This window comes from Pantoea sp. S-LA4, from assembly GCF_054482835.1.
In genome coordinates this window covers 434,137-454,925 of record NZ_JBTLRC010000002.1, presented here as the reverse complement: position 1 = coordinate 454,925, position 20,789 = coordinate 434,137, and the positions used below count along the sequence as shown (strand labels likewise).

Annotated in this window: 18 protein-coding genes; all 18 read right to left on the bottom strand. The window is 57.4% G+C overall.

The window, feature by feature from the left end; all coding sequences use genetic code 11:
* Positions 1–59 precede the first annotated feature (59 nt).
* The 18 genes from ftsZ to ilvI all read right to left on the bottom strand — a co-directional run bounded on the left by ftsZ (position 60) and on the right by ilvI (position 20,756).
* Complete coding sequence (gene ftsZ / locus ACX3P5_RS02890) at positions 60–1,214, bottom strand: cell division protein FtsZ (RefSeq protein WP_009092127.1); 1,155 nt, start codon at positions 1,212–1,214, stop codon at positions 60–62.
* A gap of 71 nt (positions 1,215–1,285) precedes the next feature.
* A complete protein-coding gene (gene ftsA, locus ACX3P5_RS02885; protein WP_003854739.1) occupies positions 1,286–2,542 on the bottom strand; it encodes a cell division protein FtsA in 1,257 nt (418 codons plus the stop codon).
* On the bottom strand, positions 2,539–3,378 hold the full coding sequence (gene ftsQ, locus ACX3P5_RS02880; RefSeq protein ID WP_233985302.1) for a cell division protein FtsQ: 840 nt from the start codon (positions 3,376–3,378) through the stop codon (positions 2,539–2,541). Before ftsQ ends, ftsA begins: the two co-directional genes overlap by 4 nt.
* A gap of 1 nt (position 3,379) precedes the next feature.
* Positions 3,380–4,300, bottom strand: a complete 921-nt coding sequence (locus ACX3P5_RS02875) for a D-alanine--D-alanine ligase (protein WP_458968269.1) — start codon at positions 4,298–4,300, stop codon at positions 3,380–3,382.
* Positions 4,293–5,768, bottom strand: a complete 1,476-nt coding sequence (gene murC, locus ACX3P5_RS02870; RefSeq protein ID WP_336755853.1) for a UDP-N-acetylmuramate--L-alanine ligase — start codon at positions 5,766–5,768, stop codon at positions 4,293–4,295. Before murC ends, ACX3P5_RS02875 begins: the two co-directional genes overlap by 8 nt.
* Before the next feature lie 70 nt (positions 5,769–5,838).
* Positions 5,839–6,897 (bottom strand): undecaprenyldiphospho-muramoylpentapeptide beta-N-acetylglucosaminyltransferase, encoded by a 1,059-nt coding sequence (gene murG, locus ACX3P5_RS02865; RefSeq protein WP_336755854.1) that lies wholly within the window; start codon positions 6,895–6,897, stop codon positions 5,839–5,841.
* The gene (ftsW, locus tag ACX3P5_RS02860) at positions 6,894–8,108 is read right to left on the bottom strand and encodes a cell division protein FtsW (protein WP_233985306.1); all 1,215 of its coding nucleotides are present in this window, start codon (positions 8,106–8,108) and stop codon (positions 6,894–6,896) included. Before ftsW ends, murG begins: the two co-directional genes overlap by 4 nt.
* A complete protein-coding gene (murD, locus tag ACX3P5_RS02855) occupies positions 8,108–9,424 on the bottom strand; it encodes a UDP-N-acetylmuramoyl-L-alanine--D-glutamate ligase (RefSeq protein ID WP_233985307.1) in 1,317 nt (438 codons plus the stop codon). Before murD ends, ftsW begins: the two co-directional genes overlap by 1 nt.
* Positions 9,425–9,426: 2 nt before the next feature.
* Positions 9,427–10,509 carry a phospho-N-acetylmuramoyl-pentapeptide-transferase gene (gene mraY / locus ACX3P5_RS02850; RefSeq protein WP_094119262.1) on the bottom strand — a complete coding sequence of 361 codons (1,083 nt, stop codon included), beginning with the start codon at positions 10,507–10,509 and terminating at the stop codon, positions 9,427–9,429.
* Entirely contained in the window at positions 10,503–11,861 is a 1,359-nt protein-coding gene (gene murF / locus ACX3P5_RS02845) for a UDP-N-acetylmuramoyl-tripeptide--D-alanyl-D-alanine ligase (RefSeq protein WP_458968268.1), read from the bottom strand. Before murF ends, mraY begins: the two co-directional genes overlap by 7 nt.
* The gene (gene murE / locus ACX3P5_RS02840; RefSeq protein WP_233985309.1) at positions 11,858–13,345 is read right to left on the bottom strand and encodes a UDP-N-acetylmuramoyl-L-alanyl-D-glutamate--2,6-diaminopimelate ligase; all 1,488 of its coding nucleotides are present in this window, start codon (positions 13,343–13,345) and stop codon (positions 11,858–11,860) included. The genes murF and murE overlap by 4 nt, the downstream gene beginning before the upstream one ends.
* Complete coding sequence (locus ACX3P5_RS02835) at positions 13,332–15,098, bottom strand: peptidoglycan glycosyltransferase FtsI (protein WP_094119259.1); 1,767 nt, start codon at positions 15,096–15,098, stop codon at positions 13,332–13,334. Before ACX3P5_RS02835 ends, murE begins: the two co-directional genes overlap by 14 nt.
* Positions 15,099–15,114: 16 nt before the next feature.
* Positions 15,115–15,435 carry a cell division protein FtsL gene (ftsL, locus tag ACX3P5_RS02830; RefSeq protein ID WP_094119258.1) on the bottom strand — a complete coding sequence of 107 codons (321 nt, stop codon included), beginning with the start codon at positions 15,433–15,435 and terminating at the stop codon, positions 15,115–15,117.
* Entirely contained in the window at positions 15,432–16,373 is a 942-nt protein-coding gene (gene rsmH, locus ACX3P5_RS02825; protein WP_233985310.1) for a 16S rRNA (cytosine(1402)-N(4))-methyltransferase RsmH, read from the bottom strand. Before rsmH ends, ftsL begins: the two co-directional genes overlap by 4 nt.
* Positions 16,374–16,375: 2 nt before the next feature.
* On the bottom strand, positions 16,376–16,834 hold the full coding sequence (gene mraZ, locus ACX3P5_RS02820) for a division/cell wall cluster transcriptional repressor MraZ (protein WP_094119257.1): 459 nt from the start codon (positions 16,832–16,834) through the stop codon (positions 16,376–16,378).
* 496 nt (positions 16,835–17,330) lie between these two features.
* Positions 17,331–18,341: a catabolite repressor/activator gene (cra, locus tag ACX3P5_RS02815; protein ID WP_233985311.1), complete on the bottom strand. Its 1,011-nt coding sequence runs from the start codon at positions 18,339–18,341 to the stop codon at positions 17,331–17,333.
* A 196-nt stretch (positions 18,342–18,537) separates the two neighbouring features.
* Complete coding sequence (gene ilvN, locus ACX3P5_RS02810; RefSeq protein ID WP_233985312.1) at positions 18,538–19,029, bottom strand: acetolactate synthase small subunit; 492 nt, start codon at positions 19,027–19,029, stop codon at positions 18,538–18,540.
* A gap of 2 nt (positions 19,030–19,031) precedes the next feature.
* The gene (gene ilvI, locus ACX3P5_RS02805) at positions 19,032–20,756 is read right to left on the bottom strand and encodes an acetolactate synthase 3 large subunit (protein ID WP_233985313.1); all 1,725 of its coding nucleotides are present in this window, start codon (positions 20,754–20,756) and stop codon (positions 19,032–19,034) included.
* Positions 20,757–20,789 lie beyond the last annotated feature (33 nt).

The window sequence follows — 20,789 nt, the reverse complement described above, 5'->3', positions numbered from 1 at the left end:
TTACCAGCGGGCAGACACTTTAGCACAAAGAGCGGAGAAACCCAATTATAGGGTTAATCCTAGTCGGCCTGCTTACGCAAAAATGCCGGAATATCAAGGTAGTCTGGCTCTTTGTTCGATTGCGCAGCCTGGTCGTTAACCACTTTGGCCGCCGGTTTCTGCTCCTGCGGCAGCGGTGACATACCGTGCTGCTGATAGCGATGATCCATCACTGGCTGGCTGGCAGGCTTGTTAGTCACCAGCGTAATTTCTGGACGTTTGTCCATGCCGATACCGGTTGCCACCACGGTGACGCGCAGTTCGTCGTTCATTTCCGGATCGAGTGAGGTACCGATTACAACGGTCGCGTTGTCAGAAGCGAAGGCGCGGATAGTGTTACCCACGGTTTCGAACTCATCCAGACGCAGGTCGAAACCAGCCGTAATGTTGACCAGCACGCCGCGCGCGCCAGAGAGGTCGATATCTTCCAGCAGTGGGCTGGAGATCGCCATTTCAGCCGCTTCTTCCGCACGGTCTTCGCCACAGGCAACGCCTGAACCCATCATCGCGTAGCCCATTTCGGACATCACGGTGCGCACGTCAGCGAAGTCGACGTTCATCAGACCCGGACGGGTAATCAGTTCGGCAATACCCTGAACCGCACCTTTCAGCACGTCGTTAGCCGCGCCAAAAGCATCCAGCAGAGAGATACCACGACCCAGAACTTTCAGCAGCTTGTCGTTTGGAATAGTAATCAGTGAATCGACATGCTTAGAGAGTTCCGCGATCCCCTGCTCGGCAAACGCCATGCGCTTTTTGCCTTCGAAGTTGAACGGCTTGGTGACAACAGCAACGGTCAGGATACCGAGATCCTTCGCCACTTCCGCCACCACAGGTGCTGCACCGGTACCGGTACCGCCGCCCATGCCCGCTGCGATAAACACCATGTCTGCCCCTTCCAGCGCAGAACGCAGTGCTTCGCGATCTTCTTCTGCAGAGTTACGGCCGACTTCCGGGTTCGCACCCGCACCCAGACCTTTGGTAATGTTATTACCGATCTGAATCGTCTGGCCGACAGCTGTTTTACGCAGCGCTTGCGCGTCGGTATTCACAGCGAAGAATTCTACACCTTCGATACGCTCGCGTACCATGTGCTCTACGGCGTTACCGCCGCCACCGCCGACGCCGATGACTTTAATCACCGCGTCATTGGTTAATTCCATAGGTTCAAACATGATTTCTCTCCGTTATGTGCCTGTCGCCTGGAGATCACTAAAGAAAACAGCATGATCCCCTTTCACAAAAATTAAAACTCTTTTTTCAACCAACTATTGATGCGCTTGAACCAGTTGCCTACAGAGACCCGTTTTTCGGTCTCGGCATCGCCGTTCATGTGCGACTCTTTGCCGTAATGCAACAGTCCCACCGCGGTGGAGTAGTATGACTCCTGCGCATAGTCAGTTAAGCCGGTAATATTCAGCGGTTGTCCAATGCGCACCTGCGTATGGAATACGCGTTGCGCACAGGCCGCCAGTCCTTCAATTTGCGCCGCACCGCCGGTCAGGACTATGCCCGCGGCCAGGTGGTGCTTCACGCCCTGCTGACGCAGTTGTTCCTGTAACTGCAGAATCTCGTCATTGACCAGATTCAAAAGCTCGGTATAACGCGGCTCAATCACTTCGGCCAGCGTCTGACGTTGCAGGCTGCGCGGTGGACGTCCACCGACGCTCGGCACCTCAACGTTCTCATCTTTGCCGACAATCGATCCCAGCGCGCAACCGTGACGCACTTTGATCGCTTCTGCATCGGTCGGCGGTGTGCCAAAGGCATAGGCGATGTCGCTGGTGACCACGTTGCCTGCATAAGGAATAACCTTAGTGTGCCGTAAAGCGCCGCCGGTATATACGGCAATGTCCATTGTACCGCCACCGATGTCGACAACACAGACACCCAGCTCACGTTCGTCTTCGGTCAGGACCGCAAAACTGGACGCCAGGCCGGCAAAAATCAGTTGGTCAACTTTCAGGCCACAACGTTCAACGGCTTTTACAATATTTTTCGCCATATCGTTGTGGCAGGTGATCAGGTGCACTTTTGCCTGCATGCGCACGCCGGACAGTCCGACCGGGTTTTTGATCCCTTCCTGATAATCGATGGCGTATTCCTGAGGAATAACATGCAGGATGCGATGCTCGTCACGCACACGCACCGACTTAGCGGTATGCACTACGTTCTCCACATCATCCTGAGTCACTTCCTCTTCGGAAATCGGAACCATCCCGATTTCGTTCTGACAACTAATATGTTTGCCCGATAACGCAAGGTAGACGGAGGAAATCTGGCAGTCCGCCATCAGCTCAGCCTGATCGATGGCGCGCTGAACGCATTTCACCACCGACTCAAGGTCATTCACGCCACCTTTATCCATACCGCGGGACGGGCAGCTGCCCACCCCAATAATGTTGACCATACCATCGGGCAGAATTTCCCCAACCAGGGCGGCAACCTTCGCGGTGCCAATTTCGAGTCCAACTACCAGTTTTCTGTCCGTTGCCTTGATCATTGTTGTTTAGCCTGTGCCTGGTTCTGTTGCTGATTACTGTCCTGTGGCTCCATCACGACCGGCGTCCAGCCAACAGAGGCGCCCGAGTCGTATCGTAAATCCACGTAGCTGATACGTTTGCTCTCGTTCTGACCTTGCTGTTGCAGCACCGGGTAGAGCTCAATAAAGCGGTTCAGGCGCTTCATGGTGTCGCTGCGCCCCAGTTCGATGCGCACATCGTCGCTGGTGACCAGCTGCCATGAACGCCGGGCCGTCATCGACGCGACCTTCAGGGTAAACTTTCTCGCCTTCAGGACATCGTCCATGCTGTGAAAACCCGCCAGCACCTCTTTCTCGCTGCCTTCCGGCCCATACAGCATCGGCAGAGTCTCCTTGCCGATATGGTTGGCCGGCACGCTGAAGGAGACGCCATCCGCGTCTACCATGTGCAGATCGTTCCAGCGCGCCACCGGCGTATACTCCACCAGATGTATCTTCAGTTCGTCCGGCCACTGTTTACGCACGCTGACCTGCTTGATCCACGGCAGCCGCTCGATCTGCTGCTGCAGAATATCCACATCCTGCGACATAAAGGTGCCCGGCGCGCCAAGTGACAAAATCGCCTGGCGGATGTCATCGTGGGTGGTGTAATGGGTTTGTCCCGTCACCACCAGTTTCGACAACGGCAGCCGCGATGCATCGTTCATCCACTTCAGCACCACCAGCCCGCCAGAAATCATAATCCCGATTACGATCAGCAAAAAAACGATGCCGAACAGTCGGGCTCCGTTACTGCGCCCGGTGCGTATACGCTCCTGCGGTTCACGGTTTCGAACTCTCATCGCCGCCTGTGACATATCAGTCGGCCAGCTCCAGAATATGGGCAACCAGCTGCGCGAAGCTCATTCCGGCCTGTTTCGCTGCCATCGGCACCAGGCTGTGGCTGGTCATTCCCGGTGAGGTATTAGCTTCCAGCAACTGGAAGTTGCCTGCACCGTCGGCCATCACATCCACCCTGCCCCAGCCGCGACAACCCAGCGCATGCCAGGCTGCCAGCACCAGCTGCTGCAATTCCGCTTCACGCGCCGGGCTCAGATCGGCCGGACAGACGTACTGAGTATCGTCAGAAATATATTTTGCTTCATAGTCATAGAACTCGCTGGCGCTCTTTATTTCAATCGACGGCAGAATGCGATCGCCGACAATCGCCACCGTGTACTCCGCACCGCTGAGAAACGCTTCAACCAGCACGTTATCGTCGTGTTGAAACGCCGTCGCCAGCGCGTCAGGCAAATCACTCAGCGTGTTGACCCGGCTGATCCCGACGCTGGAGCCTTCACAGGCGGGCTTGACGAATAAGGGCAGACCCAGCGCCGCGATGGCGGCATCGGTCGCGGTATCCAGTCCGGCATCGAACTGCTGGCGCGTGAGCCAGACAAACTGACCCGACGGCAAGCCGCGTCCCTGCCACAGCAGTTTGGTGCGGAGCTTGTCCATGGTCACTGCGGATGCCATCACGCCGCTGCCGGTATAGGGCAGTTGCAGGAACTCCAGCACCGCCTGCAGCGTGCCATCTTCGCCGCCGCGGCCATGCAGGGCGATAAAGGCTTTGGTAAAGCCCAGCTCTTTTAGTGTCAGCACTGACACATCGCGGGTGTCGACGGCGTGCGCATCAATACCGCTTTCACGCAGTCCGGCCAGTACAGCCTGACCCGACATCAGTGAAACCTCGCGCTCGGCGGATGTACCGCCCATCAATACGGCGACTTTGTCAGCCATGACGGTCCTCCGCTTTGCGTTCCGGCTGCAGTTTGCAGTCCGCCAGCTTGCGGGCGACCTTGCCGACGTTGCCGGCACCCTGCACCAGAATCAGATCGTTGCCAGAGAGCAGTGGCGCCAGCATTTCCGGCAGTGCGTCATGTTCCGGCACCAGAATCGGATCCACTTTGCCGCGATTGCGAACCGCGCGGCACAGCGAGCGGCTGTCCGCGCCTGGAATCGCCGTTTCACCCGCAGAATAGACATCCAGCATCAGCAGCACATCGACCTGCGACAGCACGTTCGCGAAGTCATCAAACAGATCGCGGGTACGGGTGTAGCGATGTGGCTGAAACACCATCACCAGCTTTTTATCCGGCCAGCCGGCGCGCGCCGCTTTGATCGTTGCGTCCACTTCGGTCGGATGATGGCCATAGTCGTCAACCAGCATCGCACTGCCAGTCTGACCGTTAACCGGTTCTGTCGGAAATTCACCCAGCAGATCAAACCGGCGACCGGTGCCCTGGAAACTCTCCAGCGCAGCCAGAATTGCGTTGTCCTCAATGCCCTCTTCGCTGGCTACGGCCACTGCCGCCGCCGCGTTCAGCGCGTTATGACGACCCGGCGCATTCAGGGTTATCTGCAGCAGCGGTTTGTCCTGACGAACCAGGGTAAAGTGCCCTTGCGAGCCGCGCTGATGGTAATTTTCAATGCGGAAGTCGGCGTCATCGCTGAAACCGTAAGTGGTAATTTGACGCCCCACTCGCGGGATCAGGTCGCGGATCACCACATCATCCACACACATCACGGCACGGCCGTAAAACGGCAGGTTGTGCAGGAAGTTAATAAACGTCTGCTTCAGATTCTCGAAGTCACCCTGATAGGTATCCATATGGTCGGCTTCGATGTTGGTGACAATCGCCACCATCGGCTGCAGATGCAGGAACGACGCATCGCTCTCATCCGCTTCCGCAATCAGATAACGGCTGCTGCCCAGACGTGCATGAGTGCCTGCGGCTTTTACCAGGCCGCCGTTAACAAAGGTCGGATCGAGGCCGCCCTCTGCATAAATACTCGATACCATCGCCGTGGTAGTGGTTTTGCCGTGGGTGCCGGCAACGGCAATGCCATGACGGAAACGCATCAACTCGGCCAGCATTTCGGCCCGGCGGATCACCGGGATACGCTGCTCGCGCGCCGCCACCAGCTCAGGGTTGTCCTGCGCAACGGCGCTGGAGACCACCACCACACTGGCGTCGGTGACATTTTCAGGGCGATGGTTGAAATAAATGGTGGCACCCAGCGCAATCAGGTTCTGGGTCACCGGGTTAGGGGCCAGATCTGAACCACTGATATGGTAGCCTTCATTTGCTAACACTTCGGCAATACCGCCCATGCCTGCACCGCCGATGCCGACAAAGTGGATGTGCCGGACGCGACGCATCTCGGGCACGATAGTTCGCAGTTTTGCCAATTGTTGTGTATTCATCGCTCTCAATTACCTGCTCTTTCAGTTTGTGCTCAACCCGAGCACGGGTCAGACGCGCTGACCGGAATGATTACTTTGCGGCGCGAGCCACTTCCTGCGCGACCCGATCGGTCGCATCGGGAATCGCAACCTGACGGGCCTGTTCAGCCATCGTCAGTAACGTCGGGCGATCCCAGTGGCGCAGCAGATCCGCAACCGCCTCCGCCGTAAACTGCGGCTGCTCAAAAATTCGGGCCGCGCCGGCTTTTTCCAGCGGCAGCGCGTTCCAGTACTGCTGGCGATCTTTGTGCTGAAACGGCACGAAAATCGCGGGTAATCCTGCGGCGGCGACTTCGCTCACCGTTAAGGCACCGGAGCGACAGACCACCACATCAGCCCAGGCATAGGCGGCGGCCATATCATCAATAAACTCGGTGACCTTGTGCTGGGGCTGCCCCGCCTGCTGATAGGCTTTTTCCACCACCTGCAAGCCGCCTTTACCGGTCTGGTGCCACAGCGTGATCGCCTCGCCCAGCTCCGCAGCAACCTGCGGCAGTGTCTGGTTGAGTACCCGCGCGCCCTGACTGCCGCCAATCACCAGTACCCGGATCGGACCCGTGCGACCGGCCAGACGCTCAGCCGGCAGCGGCAGAGCCAGCACATCGGTACGCACCGGATTGCCGACCACATCAGCCCGGGGAAAGGCACCGGGAAACGCCTGCAGCACTTTGGTGGCGATCTTCGCCAGCCACTTGTTGGTCAGGCCGGCAATGCCGTTCTGCTCATGCAGCACCACCGGGATGCCACAGCTCCAGGCCGCTAAACCGCCGGGTCCGGAAACATAGCCGCCCATTCCTAACACCACATCCGGTTGCCAGGCTTTCATGATGCGGCGCGCCTGACGCCAGGCGTTAAAGATGCGCAGCGGAGCCAGCAGTAACGCCTTAAAGCCTTTGCCACGTAGTCCGCTGATGCGGATAAAATCGATGTCGATGCCGTGCTTTGGCACTAAATCCGCTTCCATACGGTCGGCGGTGCCTAACCAGCGGACCTGCCAGCCCTGTTCCATCAGATGATGGGCGACAGCCAGACCGGGAAAGACATGCCCACCGGTTCCGCCCGCCATCACCATCAATCGCTTACTGCTCATCGACCACCTCGGGTAAACGCCTGCGCTTTTGCCAGTCGCGTTTCATAATCTATGCGTAACAAAAAGACGATGGCGGTCGACATGATAATCAGACTCGACCCGCCATAACTGATCAGTGGCAGCGTCAGACCTTTGGTCGGTAACATACCGGCTGCCGCGCCGACGTTGACCAGCGCCTGGAAGCTAAACCAGACACCGATTGAACAGGCCAGAAAGCCGGAAAAACGCTGATCCAGCTCCAGGGCACGGCGGCCAATCGACATCGCACGAAAAGCGACGAAGAATACCATTAACAGCGCCATAACCACACCGATGTAGCCGAGTTCTTCACCGATAATCGAGAAAATAAAGTCGGTGTGTGCTTCCGGCAGATATTCCAGTTTCTGCACCGAGTTACCCAGCCCCTGGCCCCAGAATTCACCGCGACCAAACGCCATCAGCGACTGAGTCAGCTGGTAGCCGCTGCCAAACGGATCTTCCCACGGGTTCCAGAAGGAGGTGACGCGGCGCATACGGTACGGTTCCGCGATGATCAACAGCACCACAGCAAAGATGCCGGAGCCGATAATCGCCAGGAACTGCCACAGCTTGGCCCCCGCCAGGAACAGCATCGCCAGTGTGGTCACGAACAGCACCACCACGGTACCGAGGTCCGGCTGCGCCAGCAGCAGCACTGCCAGCACCACCATCACGCCCATCGGCTTACAGAAGCCCCAGAAGTTGTTACGCACCTCTTCCACTTTGCGCACCAGATAGCTGGCGAGATAGCAGAACAGGGTTAACTTGGAGAGTTCTGCTGGCTGAATACGCAGCGGTCCGAGCGCGATCCAGCGCGACGCGCCGTTAACCGAGCTACCCACTACCAGTACAATCAGCAGCATCGCCACCGAGGCCATCAGCATGACGTTGCTGTAGCGCTGCCAGAAATCCATCGGCACCCGCAGCGTCACCAGCGCCATGCCGATTGCCAGCGCGATATAAAACGCATCACGCTTGGCGAAGTAAAACGGATCGTCATTAAGACGCTGACCCACCGGCATAGAGGCGGAAGTCACCATCACAAAACCAATTACCGCCAGGCCGAGCGTCAGCCACAGCAGCGTGCGGTCATACAGTACCAGCGAGGTGTCATCGCTTTCGCGCGCCCCCATCACCCAATCCTGCAGGCGGCCTGAGAAGAAACGCGCCAGTCCGGCGCCAGGAATACGCATCAGCTCAGCTCCTTCACCAGTTGCGCGAACTGTTCGCCACGCTGCTCAAAATTACGGAACTGATCGAGACTGGCGCAGGCCGGTGACAACAGCACCATGTCGCCTGACTTCACCTGCGGGGCGATCTGCTCCATCGCCTCACGCAGCGTTTCGGTGCGTACGGCAATCTCCGGACGCAGCGCGGCCAGCGCATCGCCATCACGGCCAAAGCAGTAGATCCGCAGATTATCGCCCTGCAGATAAGGCGTCAGCGGGGAGAAATCGGCTGATTTGCCGTCGCCGCCCAGCAGCAGCCATAAGGTACCGCTGACCTGCAGGCCATTCAGCGCGGCTTCGGTGCTGCCGACGTTGGTGGCTTTAGAGTCATTGATCCAGCGCACGCCCTGATGTTCATGTACCAGCTGGAAGCGATGCGCCAGGCCGTTGAAGCTGGTGAGCGCCGCCAGGCTGGAGGCGCGTGGCAGGCCGACCGCATCGGCCAGCGCCAGTGCAGCCAGCGCATTGGTATAGTTGTGTTGCCCCACCAGCTTCATTTCAGCGGTGTTCAGCACCTTCTCGCCCTTCACCCGCAGCCAGACGCTGCCCTGCTGCTTGTTGAGGTGATAGTCACCAAAGTCGATACCAAAGCTGATGCAGCGCGCATCCGCGCCACGAACCGGCATGGTCAGGGCATCATCGGCATTGACCACACAGACCTGCGCATTTTCATAGATGCGCAGCTTGGCGGCGCGATACTGCTGCATACCGAGCGGATAGCGATCCATGTGATCTTCGGTGACGTTAAGTACGGTCGCCGCCGCCGCTTTCAGGCTGTGGGTAGTCTCAAGCTGGAAGCTGGAGAGCTCCAGCACATAGAGTTGCGCCGGCGATTGCAGCAGGCTCAGCGCCGGCAGACCAATATTCCCGCCTACGCCCACCTGCCAGCCAGCGGCTTTCGCCATCTCGCCGACCAGCGTGGTGACGGTGCTTTTGCCGTTGGAGCCGGTAATCGCCACAATCGGTGCCTGCGCTTCACGGCAGAACAGCTCGATATCACCGACGATTTCAATCCCGGCGTCGACCGCCTCGCTGAGAATCGGATGCGCCAGCGCGACGCCCGGGCTGGCGACAATCAGGTCAGCATCCAGCAGCCAGTCAGCATTAATGCCGCCCAGATGGCGTTCCACCTGCGCTGGCAATTTCTCCAGCCCCGGCGGCGACACACGGGTGTCCATCACGCGAGGCGTTACGCCCTGCGCTAAAAAGAAATCAACACAGGAGAGACCGGTAAGGCCTAACCCGATGATGACGACTTTTCTACCCCGATAGTCAGCCATGATTAACGCACCTTCAGCGTGGCCAGGCCAATCAGCACCAGCATTAGCGAAATAATCCAGAAGCGCACAATGACGCGCGGTTCCGGCCAGCCCTTCAGTTCATAGTGGTGATGGATCGGCGCCATGCGGAAAATACGCTGGCCGCGCAACTTAAACGATCCCACCTGCAGGATCACCGACAGCGTTTCAACCACAAATACGCCGCCCATGATCACCAGTAAAAACTCCTGACGCAGCAACACCGCAATGGTGCCCAGCGCGCCGCCTAACGCCAGCGATCCCACATCGCCCATAAAGACCTGGGCTGGATAGGTGTTGAACCACAGGAACCCCAGCCCTGCCCCGACGATGGCGGTACAGACGATCACCAGCTCACCGGCATGACGCAGATAAGGTATGTGCAGGTACTCGGCAAACTTCACGTTACCGGTTGCCCAGGCGACCAGCGCGAAGCCCGCCGCGACAAATACCGTCGGCATAATCGCCAGCCCATCAAGGCCATCGGTGAGGTTGACGGCGTTGCCGGTACCGACAATCACAAAGTAGGCCAGCACCACATAGAACAGACCAAGCTGCGGCATGATGTCTTTGAAAAACGGCACCACCAGCTGCGTGGCGGGCGTATCTTTTCCCGCCACATAAAGCGCAAACGCAACACCCAGCGAAATCACCGACATCCAGAAATATTTCCAGCGGGCGATCAGGCCTTTGGTGTCTTTGCGCACCACCTTGCGGTAGTCGTCAACAAAACCGATGATGCCGAATCCGATCAGAACCACCAGCACGCACCAGACATACGGGTTAGACGGGTAGGCCCACATCAGCACCGAGATGGTAATAGAGGTGAGGATCATGATACCGCCCATGGTCGGCGTACCGCGCTTACTGAAGTGCGATTCCGGACCATCGTTACGCACCACCTGGCCAATCTGCAATTTTTGCAGCCAGGCAATCAGGCGCGGTCCCATCCACAGCGAGATAAATAACGCGGTCAGCAGGCTGACAATGGCGCGAAACGTCAGATACGAAAAGACGTTAAAGCCGGAATAAAAAGCGACCAGATGCTCGGCCAGCCAAACTAACATGTTCCTTTCTCCTGTAAGCTCTGTACTACCTGCTCCATGGCGGCACTACGCGAACCCTTAATCAAGACAGTCATTTCTTTGTGTTCGGACAACAGCTGACGCAAACGTTCAGTCAGCGCAGTTTTATCGCTGAAATGTTCGCCAGCACCACTGCTCTCGCTGATCAATTGACTCACGCTACCCACGCTCAGTACCCGATCGATACCCGCGGCACGCGCCGCCAGTCCGACTTCACGGTGACACTGCTCGCTCTCATCACCCAGTTCCGCCATATCGCCGGTCACCATCACCCGGTAACCCGGCATTTCTGACAACACCTGGGCCGCGGCGGTCATCGATCCGACGTTGGCGTTATAGCTGTCATCCAGCAGCAACTGGTGCGCATTTAAGCGTATCGGGAATAAACGCCCCGGTACCGACTGCAAGGTTTTCAGACCCTGCTGGACCGCGCTCAGTGGCGCATCAACCGACAGCGCCAGGGCCGCGGCGGCCAGCGCGTTGGCAATGTTATGCCGTCCCGGTAGCGGCAGCGTAATCGCCACTTCACCGCGCGGCGTGACCATCACAAAATGGGTGCCATCCTGCGCAATGGTGATGTCGCGGGCAGTGAAGTCACATCCCGCCGCGTCAGGCGAGAAGCGCCAGACCGTCTGGCCCTGCAGATGTGCCTGCCAGTTCGGCCAGTCGTTGCTATCCGCGTTGAGGATTGCCGTGCCGTTGGCGGGCAAGCCCATAAAAATCTCGCCTTTAGCTTTGGCGACACCGGCCAGCGAACCAAAGCCTTCCAGATGCGCCGCCGCCAGGTTATTCACCAGCGCACTTTCCGGCCGCACCAGATCGGTGGTGTAGGCGATTTCGCCCTGATGATTGGCACCCAGCTCAATCACCGCATACTCATGGTCTGTCGTCAGACGCAGCAGCGTCATCGGAACACCAAAATCGTTATTCAGGTTACCGGCGGTATAGAGCGTTTCACCACACTGACGCAGGATCGACGCGGTCATCTCTTTAACCGAGGTTTTACCGGATGAACCGGTCAGTGCCACCACGCGGGCGGTCGACTGCTGACGAACCCAGGCCGCCAGCTTGCCAAAACCGAGTCGGGTGTCGGCAACCACCACCTGAGGGACCGCGACGGGTAAATGCTTACTCACCAGCAATGCCTGCGCGCCGTTAGCAATCGCGTCGCCGACGAAGTCATGGGCATCGAAACGCTCACCCACAATCGCGATAAACAGGCTGCCCGCCGTCACCTTGCGGGTGTCGGTGGTGACGTCAGTTACGGTTAAATCACTGCCATACAGCGTGCCGCCGGTGATTTCCGCGAGCGTATGTAAGGAGACCGGAATCATGCCGCGCCTCCCAGCAGCGCCGCTACCGTGGCGCGATCGGAGTAGTCCAGCCGGCGATTGCCGATGATCTGGTAATCTTCGTGACCTTTACCCGCCACCAGCACGATATCTTCCGGCTTCGCCTGCATAATGGTGCTGGTGACCGCCTGCGCGCGGCCCGCAACGACGCGGGCACGGCCTGGGTCCAGCAAGCCGGTCAGAATGTCCTGCACAATTGCCTGCGGATCTTCGCTGCGTGGATTGTCGTCAGTGATCACCACCCGATCGGCGAACTGCTCAGCGATGGCCCCCATCAATGGACGTTTGCCTTTGTCGCGATCGCCGCCGCAGCCAAACAGGCACCACAGCTGACCTTTGCAGTGCAGCCGCGCCGCTTCCAGCGCTTTTTCCAGCGCATCCGGCGTATGGGCATAATCCACCACCACCGTTGGTTTGCCGGCAGCGCTGAACACTTCCATCCGGCCATTGACCGGCTGTAACTGCGGTGCGGTGTTGATCAACGCATCAAGCGGATAGTCGAGCGCCAGCAGCGTCGCCAGCGCCAGCAGTAAATTGCTGACGTTGAACGCGCCCATCAGACGGCTGTCGATTTCGCCTTCGCCCCAGCTGGAGCTGAAACGGATATGCGCGCCGTTATCGTGATACTGCACCGCGTCGGCTTTCAGCCAGCGACCGTGACAGCCAGGCTGTAAATTATTTTCCATCGTTACGGCGACCGCATCAGGCAGATTTGCCAGCCAGCGACGGCCGACTTCATCATCGGCGTTCAGAATCGCCTGTCCGACCTGATGCTCAGAGAACAGCAGCCATTTAGCGGACTCATAGCGCTGCATATCACCGTGATAATCGAGGTGATCGCGGCTGAGATTGGTAAACACAGCGGCTGCAAACGGCAGCGCCGCCACACGATGCTGCACCAGCCCGTGCGACGAGACTTCCATCGCAGTCAGCGTAGCGCCCTGTTCTGCCAGATCGTGCAGCAGATGCTGCACATCGACCGCCGAGCCGGTGGTGTTTTCAGCCGGGATAAGCTGACCGATCAATCCGTTACCTACTGTACCCATGACCGCACTGGTTTCGCCCAGCAGGCTGGCCCACTGCGCCAGCAGCTGGGTAGTAGTGGTTTTACCGTTGGTGCCGGTGACGCCAATCAGCGTCTGTTTTTCACCCGGCTGCTGGTAAAAACGGCCAGCCAGTGCCGAAAGACGCTGATGCAGCTGCGTCAGATAGATAACCGGTACGCCGTGCATTTCACGGATTTCGCCGTCGGCCGCCTCTCCTTCCGCTTCCGCGATCACGGCGGCTACGCCCTGTGCAATCGCCTGCGGAATGAAACGGCGTCCATCGGCCTGATGGCCTGCAACAGCGACAAACAGATCGCCGGATGCCGCAATACGGCTATCCAGTGTCATGTCACGCAGTGGACGCGCCGGCGCGCCTGGCACCCAGGGGCTGAGTAAGTCGCGCAGGTTACGATCTGTCACTTGATTCCTCACTTCTGTTAGTCACCAACTCGTTCTTGTCATTGGTCGGTAACGCATCCGGCTCGATGTTCATGGTGCGTAATACGCCGCCCATGATGGCACCAAACACCGGCGCAGAGACCGCACCACCGTAATACTTGCCGGCCTGGGGATCGTTGATCACCACCACCAGCGCGAATCGAGGATGACTGGCAGGCGCGACACCTGCGGTATAAGCAATGTATTTATTGACGTAGCGTCCATCCGGCCCGACCTTTTTCGCCGTACCGGTTTTGATCGCGATGCGATAGCCTTTAATCGCCGCTTTAACACCACCGCCACCGGGCAGCGCCACGCTTTCCATCATATGCATCACGGTTTTAACCAGTGACTCATCGAAAACGCGTTGTCCCGCGACCGGCGGATCGACTTTGGTAATCGACAGCGGGCGATTAATGCCATAGCTGCCAATGGTTGCGTAGACTCGCGCTAACTGTAACGGCGTTACCATTAGCCCGTAGCCGAAAGAGAAGGTGGCCCTCTCTATGTCAGACCACCGTTGTTTTTGAGGGTATAAGCCACTGCTTTCCCCGACCAGCCCCAAATTGGTCGGTTTGCCCAGTCCAAAGCGCGCGTAAGTATCTACCAGCGCTGAGGATGGCATCGCTAACGCCAGACGTGAAACCCCGACGTTACTCGACTTCTGTAAGACCCCTGTCAGGGTCAGTTCGCTGTAGCGCGCCACATCTTTGATCTCATGACCATTAATGCGGTACGGCACGGTATTCAGTACGCTGTTCTCTTTAACCACGCCGCGTTGCAGTGCGGTCATTACCACCATGGGCTTGACGGTAGAGCCAGGTTCAAAGATGTCGGTGATGGCGCGGTTACGCATCAGATCTTTTGGCGTGTTGCTGAGGTTGTTCGGGTTGTACGCCGGGCTGTTGGCCATCGCCAGCACTTCACCGGTATTCACATCGACCAGCACTGCCGTGCCCGATTCCGCTTTGTTAAAGGCCACCGCGTTGTTCAGTTCGCGATAGACCAGCGCCTGCAAGCGCTCATCAATACTCAGCGTCAGGTTATGCGCGGCGCGACTGTCGACCGAGGAGATATCTTCAATCACCCGGCCAAAACGATCTTTACGCACCGTACGTTCGCCCGGTGCGCCGGTCAGCCACTTATCGAAACTTTTCTCAACGCCTTCAATGCCCTGACCGTCGATGTTGGTAAAACCAATCAGATGGGACGTGACCTGTCCGGCCGGATAGTAGCGACGCGACTCTTCGCGCAGATGGATACCGGGCAGCTTGAGTTTTTTGACATATTCGCCAATAGCCGGATTGACCTGGCGCGCCAGATAGACAAAGCGGCCTTTCGGATTGGCGTTTACTCGTGCGGCCAGCTGGTCGAGAGGAATGGAGAGCGCATCTGACAGCGCCTTCCAGCGGCTGTCCAGCGTCACGCCACCCCCGGCATGAAGTTCTTTAGGATCGGCCCAGATGGCGTTAACCGGCACGCTCACCGCCAGCGGACGGCCAGCGCGATCGCTGATCATGCCGCGCGAGGTCGGCACCGCCTGCACGCGCAGCGAGCGCAGATCGCCCTCTTTCACCAGCTTGTCAGGGTTAATAACCTGCAGCCAGGCCACACGCGACAGTAAGCCTCCCAGCGCCAGCAAAATACAGCCGCACAGCAACGCAAAACGCCAGCTTACAAAGCTGGCTTTATCTTCCGGTTTCTTCAACTTCAGCGTTCTGCCTGCGCCGCTCATTCGCTATCTGAGGTCCTTATTTCTGCACCACAATATTTTCTTGTGAAGGATCAACGTGCTGCAATTGCAGCTTCTCGGTTGCGATTCGTTCAACACGGCTGTGATCGCCCAGCGCGTTCTCTTCCAGGATCAGGTTGCGCCACTCGATATCAAGCGCATCACGCTCCAGCACCAGTTGCTCACGCTGTGCGGTCAGCAACCGCGTTTTATGCGTGGTGGTAACCACCAGTACCGCAGAAACCAGCACGGCGATCAGCAGCAGAAACGGGATCTTGCCTTTTCGCAGTAGATCCCCGCCAATTACGGCGGGCAGGCTGTGGCGCTCATTACCGATCATGCGTCGGTCTTCTCCGCAATACGTAATACCGAACTGCGCGCGCGTGGGTTCTCAGCGACTTCCGCGTCGCCCGGCGACAGTTTGCCCAGCAACTTCAGTTCACGTCCGCCCAGCGCACGTAACTGCTGTTCGGTCATGGGTAATCCGGCCGGCACTTGTGGTCCGCGGCTCTGATCGCGCATAAAGCGCTTCACCAGCCGATCTTCCAGCGAGTGGAAGCTGATCACCGACAGCCGTCCCTGCGGCGCCAGTACCTCAACCGCGCCTTTCAGCGCAATGTCGATCTCTTCCAGTTCACTGTTGATCCAGATGCGAATCGCCTGGAAACTGCGCGTCGCCGGATGTTTGAACTTATCTTTGATCGGCGTAGCGGCGGCGATCACCTCTGCCAGTTCTCTGGTCCGGGTCATCGGCTGCTCGCGGTTGCGCTCGACAATGGCGCGGGCGATACGTTTAGCAAAACGTTCTTCACCGTAGGTCTTCAGCACGAAAGCGATGTCCGCTTCTTCGGCGTGGAGCAACCATTCCGCGGCAGAATGGCCGCGCGTCGGGTCCATCCGCATATCCAGCGGTCCATCGCGCATAAAGGAAAAGCCGCGTTCGGCATCATCCAGTTGCGGCGATGAGACGCCCAAATCGAGCAAAATGCCGTCAATTTTACCGACTAATTCACGCTCAGAAACGTACTCTGCCAGCGCGGAAAAAGGACCATGAATAATTGAGAAACGCGGGTCGGTGATCTCAGCGGCCGCGGCAATAGCTTGCGGGTCACGATCGATAGCGATCAGCTTTCCCTCCGCGCCAAGGTGCGAAAGAATTAAGCGCGAGTGACCGCCACGACCAAACGTGCCGTCGATGTAGATGCCGTCTTCCCTGATGTTGAGGCCGTTAACCGCCTCATCTAACAGCACGGTGGTATGTTTAAAATTTTCCTGCATAGCTATAGCGACAAGTCCTGCAACCGCTCAGATAAAGGTTCCTGAGCCGACTGTTCTGCGTCAATATCTTCCCTGACTTGTTGATACCAGGTCTGTTCATCCCACAGTTCAAACTTGTTGAACTGTCCAACCAGCATCACTTCTTTGGTTAATTTGGCGTGCTGACGAAGCGTATTCGCCAGCAACAAGCGGCCTGCATTGTCCATCTGACACTCACTGGCATGCCCCAACAACAGGCGCTGCACGCGGCGCTCAAGCGGGTTCATACTGGATAAGCGAGCAAGCTTTTTTTCAATGATTTCCCATTCGGGCAGGGTATAAAGCAACAGGCATGGCTGGTGGAGGTCGATGGTACAGACCATCTGCCCCTGCGACTCACCGTTCAGTAAATCGCGATATCGCATTGGTACAGCGAGCCGCCCTTTACTGTCGAGATTGACTAACGTTGCTCCACGGAACATGTCAGCCTTACCCCCTGGTTACCCATTTACGCCACTTTATCCCACTTTTTACCACGAAACGAGTTTAAGGACCCGATGAAATCCTTGTCAAGCCGGAGCGGCAGTTGAATATCACTCTTTACAGGCCGGAAAATTAGCCTCCGGTGTCGATATATTCAAAAAAGGGGGAAAAATAAAAATTAAACCGATGAATACCTGAATAAAAATAGCGGCGCGCAAAAAAATGGCTAAAAATGAAACAATGTAAAGCGCTAAATATTTATCGTGGTTTCTGAGACGGCGGCGGCATTTTAGGGGATTTCCGAAAGGAAGCCCAGCGGCTTCAGGCAAGACGGGGAAGAAGGTTTGTTGAAGATATAAACAAATAATATAAATAAAGCTTTTTGATTTGTTAGATTCAATGAGCAGAATTTACGCTTTTTTACCTCAAGTGATTTTTTTGTCGATGTCAGAACAGCAATTTAAAACGGCGGGCAGCAGTAATACTGCCCGTGACTCATTTAACTTTCCGGCTTAATTGTCCACGGCGGTATAAATTACGCCGGATGCGGGTTAAACCCGGTTTAGGTTTTCTCGGTTCGTCTAACGACGCTAAAACCAATTCCAGTACCCGCTCTGCCACATCCCGGTGACGCTGACCGACCGCCAGTACCGGACACTCCAGAAAGTCCAGTAATTCGTGGTCGCCAAAAGTGGCAATAGCCAGCTCGGTGGGAAGCCGCCCGTCACGTTTCAGCGTGACATCCATTACGCCCTGCAGCAGACCAAACGAGGTGGTGAACAGCGCTTCAGGCATCGGGTGATCTTCAAGATACTGTTCGAACAGTGCGGCCGCTGCGCTGCGCTCAAAACTGTTGCAGTAGATGTAGTCAATCGGACGGGTATCCTCTTTCCACGCCTCGCGGAATCCCATCTCGCGCAGGAAACTGACCGAAAGCTCAGGCAATGCGCCGAGGAACAGCACATTCTTCACCTCAAGCTGCCGTAATTCCGCCGCCAGCATATAAGCGTCATCCTGATCGGCGCCCACCACGCTGGTGAAGTGCTCACGATCGAGCGCGCGGTCTAAGGCGATAATCGGTAGCGGATCGTTGATCCAGCGCTGGTAAAACGGATGCTCTGGCGGTAACGAGGTTGAGACGATAATCGCATCAACCTGCCGCTGGAGCAGATGTTCAATGCAGCGCATCTCATTATCAGGCTGGTCTTCCGAACAGGCGATCAGCAGCTGATAGCCACGCTGGCGTGCCTGACGTTCAAGATAATTTGCGATGCGGGTATAACTTGTATTCTCAAGATCGGGAATAACTAAGCCAATGGATCGCGTACGCCCGGCACGCAGGCCAGCCGCCACCGCGTTAGGGTGGTAATTGTGCTCACGCACCACCGCCATCACTTTCTCAACGGTTTTGTCGCTGACACGATACTGCCGCGCTTTGCCATTAATGACATAACTGGCCGTGGTGCGCGACACGCCTGCCAGGCGCGCAATTTCATCCAGTTTCACGATAACCCTCAATCAAGGCCGCTCGAACGACAAAAATAGCCGCAGTTAAGCTATGGACAACTCATGGTTATCATCTAACAGCAGAAAAGTGCGCGGAGCAACCGCTTTTCTGAATGTAACCCGCCTGGCGCATAAAAAATAAAAAAACCCGGCATTTCGCCGGGTTAGAGACATCCTGAGTGATGACGTAGCGTGATTAACGCATGATGCGATCGCCGCGTGACACGCCGACGATACCGGAGCGTGCGACTTCAACAATTTCCGCCACGTCACGCACCGTCGCCAGGAAAGCGTCCAGTTTGTCACTGGTGCCCGCCAGCTGAACCGTGTACAGCGTTGGCGTCACGTCGATGATCTGACCCCGGAAGATCTCCGCGTTGCGCTTTACCTCTTCCCGGCCGTAGCCACTGGCCTGAATCTTCACCAACATGATCTCGCGTTCAACGTAAGCGCCCTGCCCCAGCTCGGTGACGCGCAGCACGTCTACCAGCTTGTGCAGTTGCTTCTCAATCTGCTCCAGCACCTTCTGATCGCCGACCGTCTGAATGGTCATCCGCGACAGGGTCGGATCGTCGGTTGGCGCAACGGTCAGACTTTCGATGTTATATCCGCGCTGTGAGAACAGGCCGACGACGCGGGATAATGCGCCGGATTCGTTCTCCAGCAGAACCGATAAAATGCGACGCATAGTTATGTCCTCTCCGTTTTGCTTAACCACATCTCATCCATGCTGCCACCGCGAATCTGCATCGGGTAAACGTGCTCGCTGCCGTCGACGGTGACATCCACAAACACCAGACGGCCCTGCGCCAGCGTTTCCAGCGCCAGCGCCAGCTTCTCTTCCAGCTCAGCCGGATGCTCAATGGCGATCCCCACATGGCCGTAGGCTTCAGCCAGACGGACAAAATCGGGCAGCGACTCCATATAAGACTGGGAGTGACGGCCAGAATAGATCATATCCTGCCACTGCTTCACCATGCCAAGGAAACGGTTGTTGAGGTTCAGCACCAGCACTGGCAGATTGTACTGCAGCGCGGTGGAGAGCTCCTGAATGTTCATCTGGATACTGCCGTCACCGGTGACACAAATAACGGTTTCATCCGGCAATGCCATTTTCACACCCAGCGCCGCCGGCAGGCCAAAGCCCATGGTGCCGAGGCCACCGGAGTTGATCCAGCGGCGTGGCTTATCAAACTGGTAGTAGAGCGCTGCGAACATCTGATGCTGACCAACGTCAGAGGTGACATAGGCGTCACCTTTTGTCAGGCGGCAGATGGTTTCGATGACCGCCTGCGGCTTGATTTTCGCGCTGGTGCGATCAAACTCCAGGCAGTGACGACTGCGCCAGCCCTCTATCGACTGCCACCAGTCGCGCAGGCTATCGAGCGGCTGTTTGCTGTCGGTTTGCGCCAGTAACTCCAGCATCTGCTGCAGCACCTGGCGGGCATCACCCACGATGGGAATATCGGCCGCCACCGTTTTCGAAATGGAGGTCGGATCGATATCGATGTGCATCACCGTGGCATCCGGGCAATATTTTGCCAGGTTATTGGTGGTACGGTCATCAAAGCGCACCCCGACGCCAAAAATCAGGTCAGCGTTGTGCATCGTCATGTTGGCTTCGTAAGTGCCGTGCATCCCCAGCATCCCCACGCACTGACGATGAGTGCCAGGAAACGCACCCAGCCCCATCAGCGAGGTGGTCACCGGAATATTCAGGCTCTCCGCCAGCTGCAGCAGCTCCGCCTCACAGCCTGCGGTAATGGCACCCCCGCCGACATACATCACCGGTTTGTGCGCGGCCAGCAGCGTATTCAGTGCGCGCTTGATCTGCCCTTTATGCCCCTGAATCGTCGGGTTATAAGAGCGCATGCTCACTTCTTCCGGCCAGTGATAAGGCAGTTTGTTGGCCGGATTCAGAATGTCCTTCGGCAGATCGATCACCACCGGTCCCGGACGTCCCGTGGAGGCCAGCCAGAATGCTTTTTTCAGCACCGTCGGGATCTCTTCGGTGTTTTTCACCAGGAAACTGTGTTTCACCACCGGACGGGAGATGCCGACCATGTCGCACTCCTGAAAGGCGTCATAGCCGATCAGCGACGACGGCACCTGGCCCGACAGAATCACCAGCGGGATTGAATCCATATAGGCGGTTGCGATACCGGTAATCGCATTGGTGGCGCCGGGTCCGGACGTCACCAGCACCACGCCGACTTCGCCGGTCGCGCGCGCCAGGCCATCAGCCATGTGCACCGCGCCCTGTTCATGGCGCACCAGAACGTGGTCGATACCTCCGACGGTTTGCAGCGCGTCGTAAATATCTAATACCGCGCCACCCGGATAACCGAATACCTGCTTAACGCCCTGATCGATTAACGAACGGACGACCATTTCGGCTCCTGACAACATCTCCATCTTCTGCCTCCAGGCGTGAGGACCGGGCTGCGC

What these genes read in the sequence shown, in the direction of transcription:
- mraY (WP_094119262.1), bottom strand. Translation starts at nt 10,509, where the DNA reads ATGTTAGTTTGGCTGGCCGAGCATCTGGTCGCTTTTTATTCCGGCTTT.
- ftsQ (WP_233985302.1), bottom strand. Translation starts at nt 3,378, where the DNA reads ATGTCACAGGCGGCGATGAGAGTTCGAAACCGTGAACCGCAGGAGCGT.
- ftsA (WP_003854739.1), bottom strand. Translation starts at nt 2,542, where the DNA reads ATGATCAAGGCAACGGACAGAAAACTGGTAGTTGGACTCGAAATTGGC.
- murG (WP_336755854.1), bottom strand. Translation starts at nt 6,897, where the DNA reads ATGAGCAGTAAGCGATTGATGGTGATGGCGGGCGGAACCGGTGGGCAT.
- rsmH (WP_233985310.1), bottom strand. Translation starts at nt 16,373, where the DNA reads ATGCAGGAAAATTTTAAACATACCACCGTGCTGTTAGATGAGGCGGTT.
- ftsL (WP_094119258.1), bottom strand. Translation starts at nt 15,435, where the DNA reads ATGATCGGTAATGAGCGCCACAGCCTGCCCGCCGTAATTGGCGGGGAT.
- murD (WP_233985307.1), bottom strand. Translation starts at nt 9,424, where the DNA reads ATGGCTGACTATCGGGGTAGAAAAGTCGTCATCATCGGGTTAGGCCTT.
- ACX3P5_RS02835 (WP_094119259.1), bottom strand. Translation starts at nt 15,098, where the DNA reads ATGAGCGGCGCAGGCAGAACGCTGAAGTTGAAGAAACCGGAAGATAAA.
- murF (WP_458968268.1), bottom strand. Translation starts at nt 11,861, where the DNA reads ATGATTCCGGTCTCCTTACATACGCTCGCGGAAATCACCGGCGGCACG.
- mraZ (WP_094119257.1), bottom strand. Translation starts at nt 16,834, where the DNA reads ATGTTCCGTGGAGCAACGTTAGTCAATCTCGACAGTAAAGGGCGGCTC.
- ftsZ (WP_009092127.1), bottom strand. Translation starts at nt 1,214, where the DNA reads ATGTTTGAACCTATGGAATTAACCAATGACGCGGTGATTAAAGTCATC.
- murC (WP_336755853.1), bottom strand. Translation starts at nt 5,768, where the DNA reads ATGAATACACAACAATTGGCAAAACTGCGAACTATCGTGCCCGAGATG.
- ACX3P5_RS02875 (WP_458968269.1), bottom strand. Translation starts at nt 4,300, where the DNA reads ATGGCTGACAAAGTCGCCGTATTGATGGGCGGTACATCCGCCGAGCGC.
- ftsW (WP_233985306.1), bottom strand. Translation starts at nt 8,108, where the DNA reads ATGCGTATTCCTGGCGCCGGACTGGCGCGTTTCTTCTCAGGCCGCCTG.
- ilvI (WP_233985313.1), bottom strand. Translation starts at nt 20,756, where the DNA reads ATGGAGATGTTGTCAGGAGCCGAAATGGTCGTCCGTTCGTTAATCGAT.
- ilvN (WP_233985312.1), bottom strand. Translation starts at nt 19,029, where the DNA reads ATGCGTCGCATTTTATCGGTTCTGCTGGAGAACGAATCCGGCGCATTA.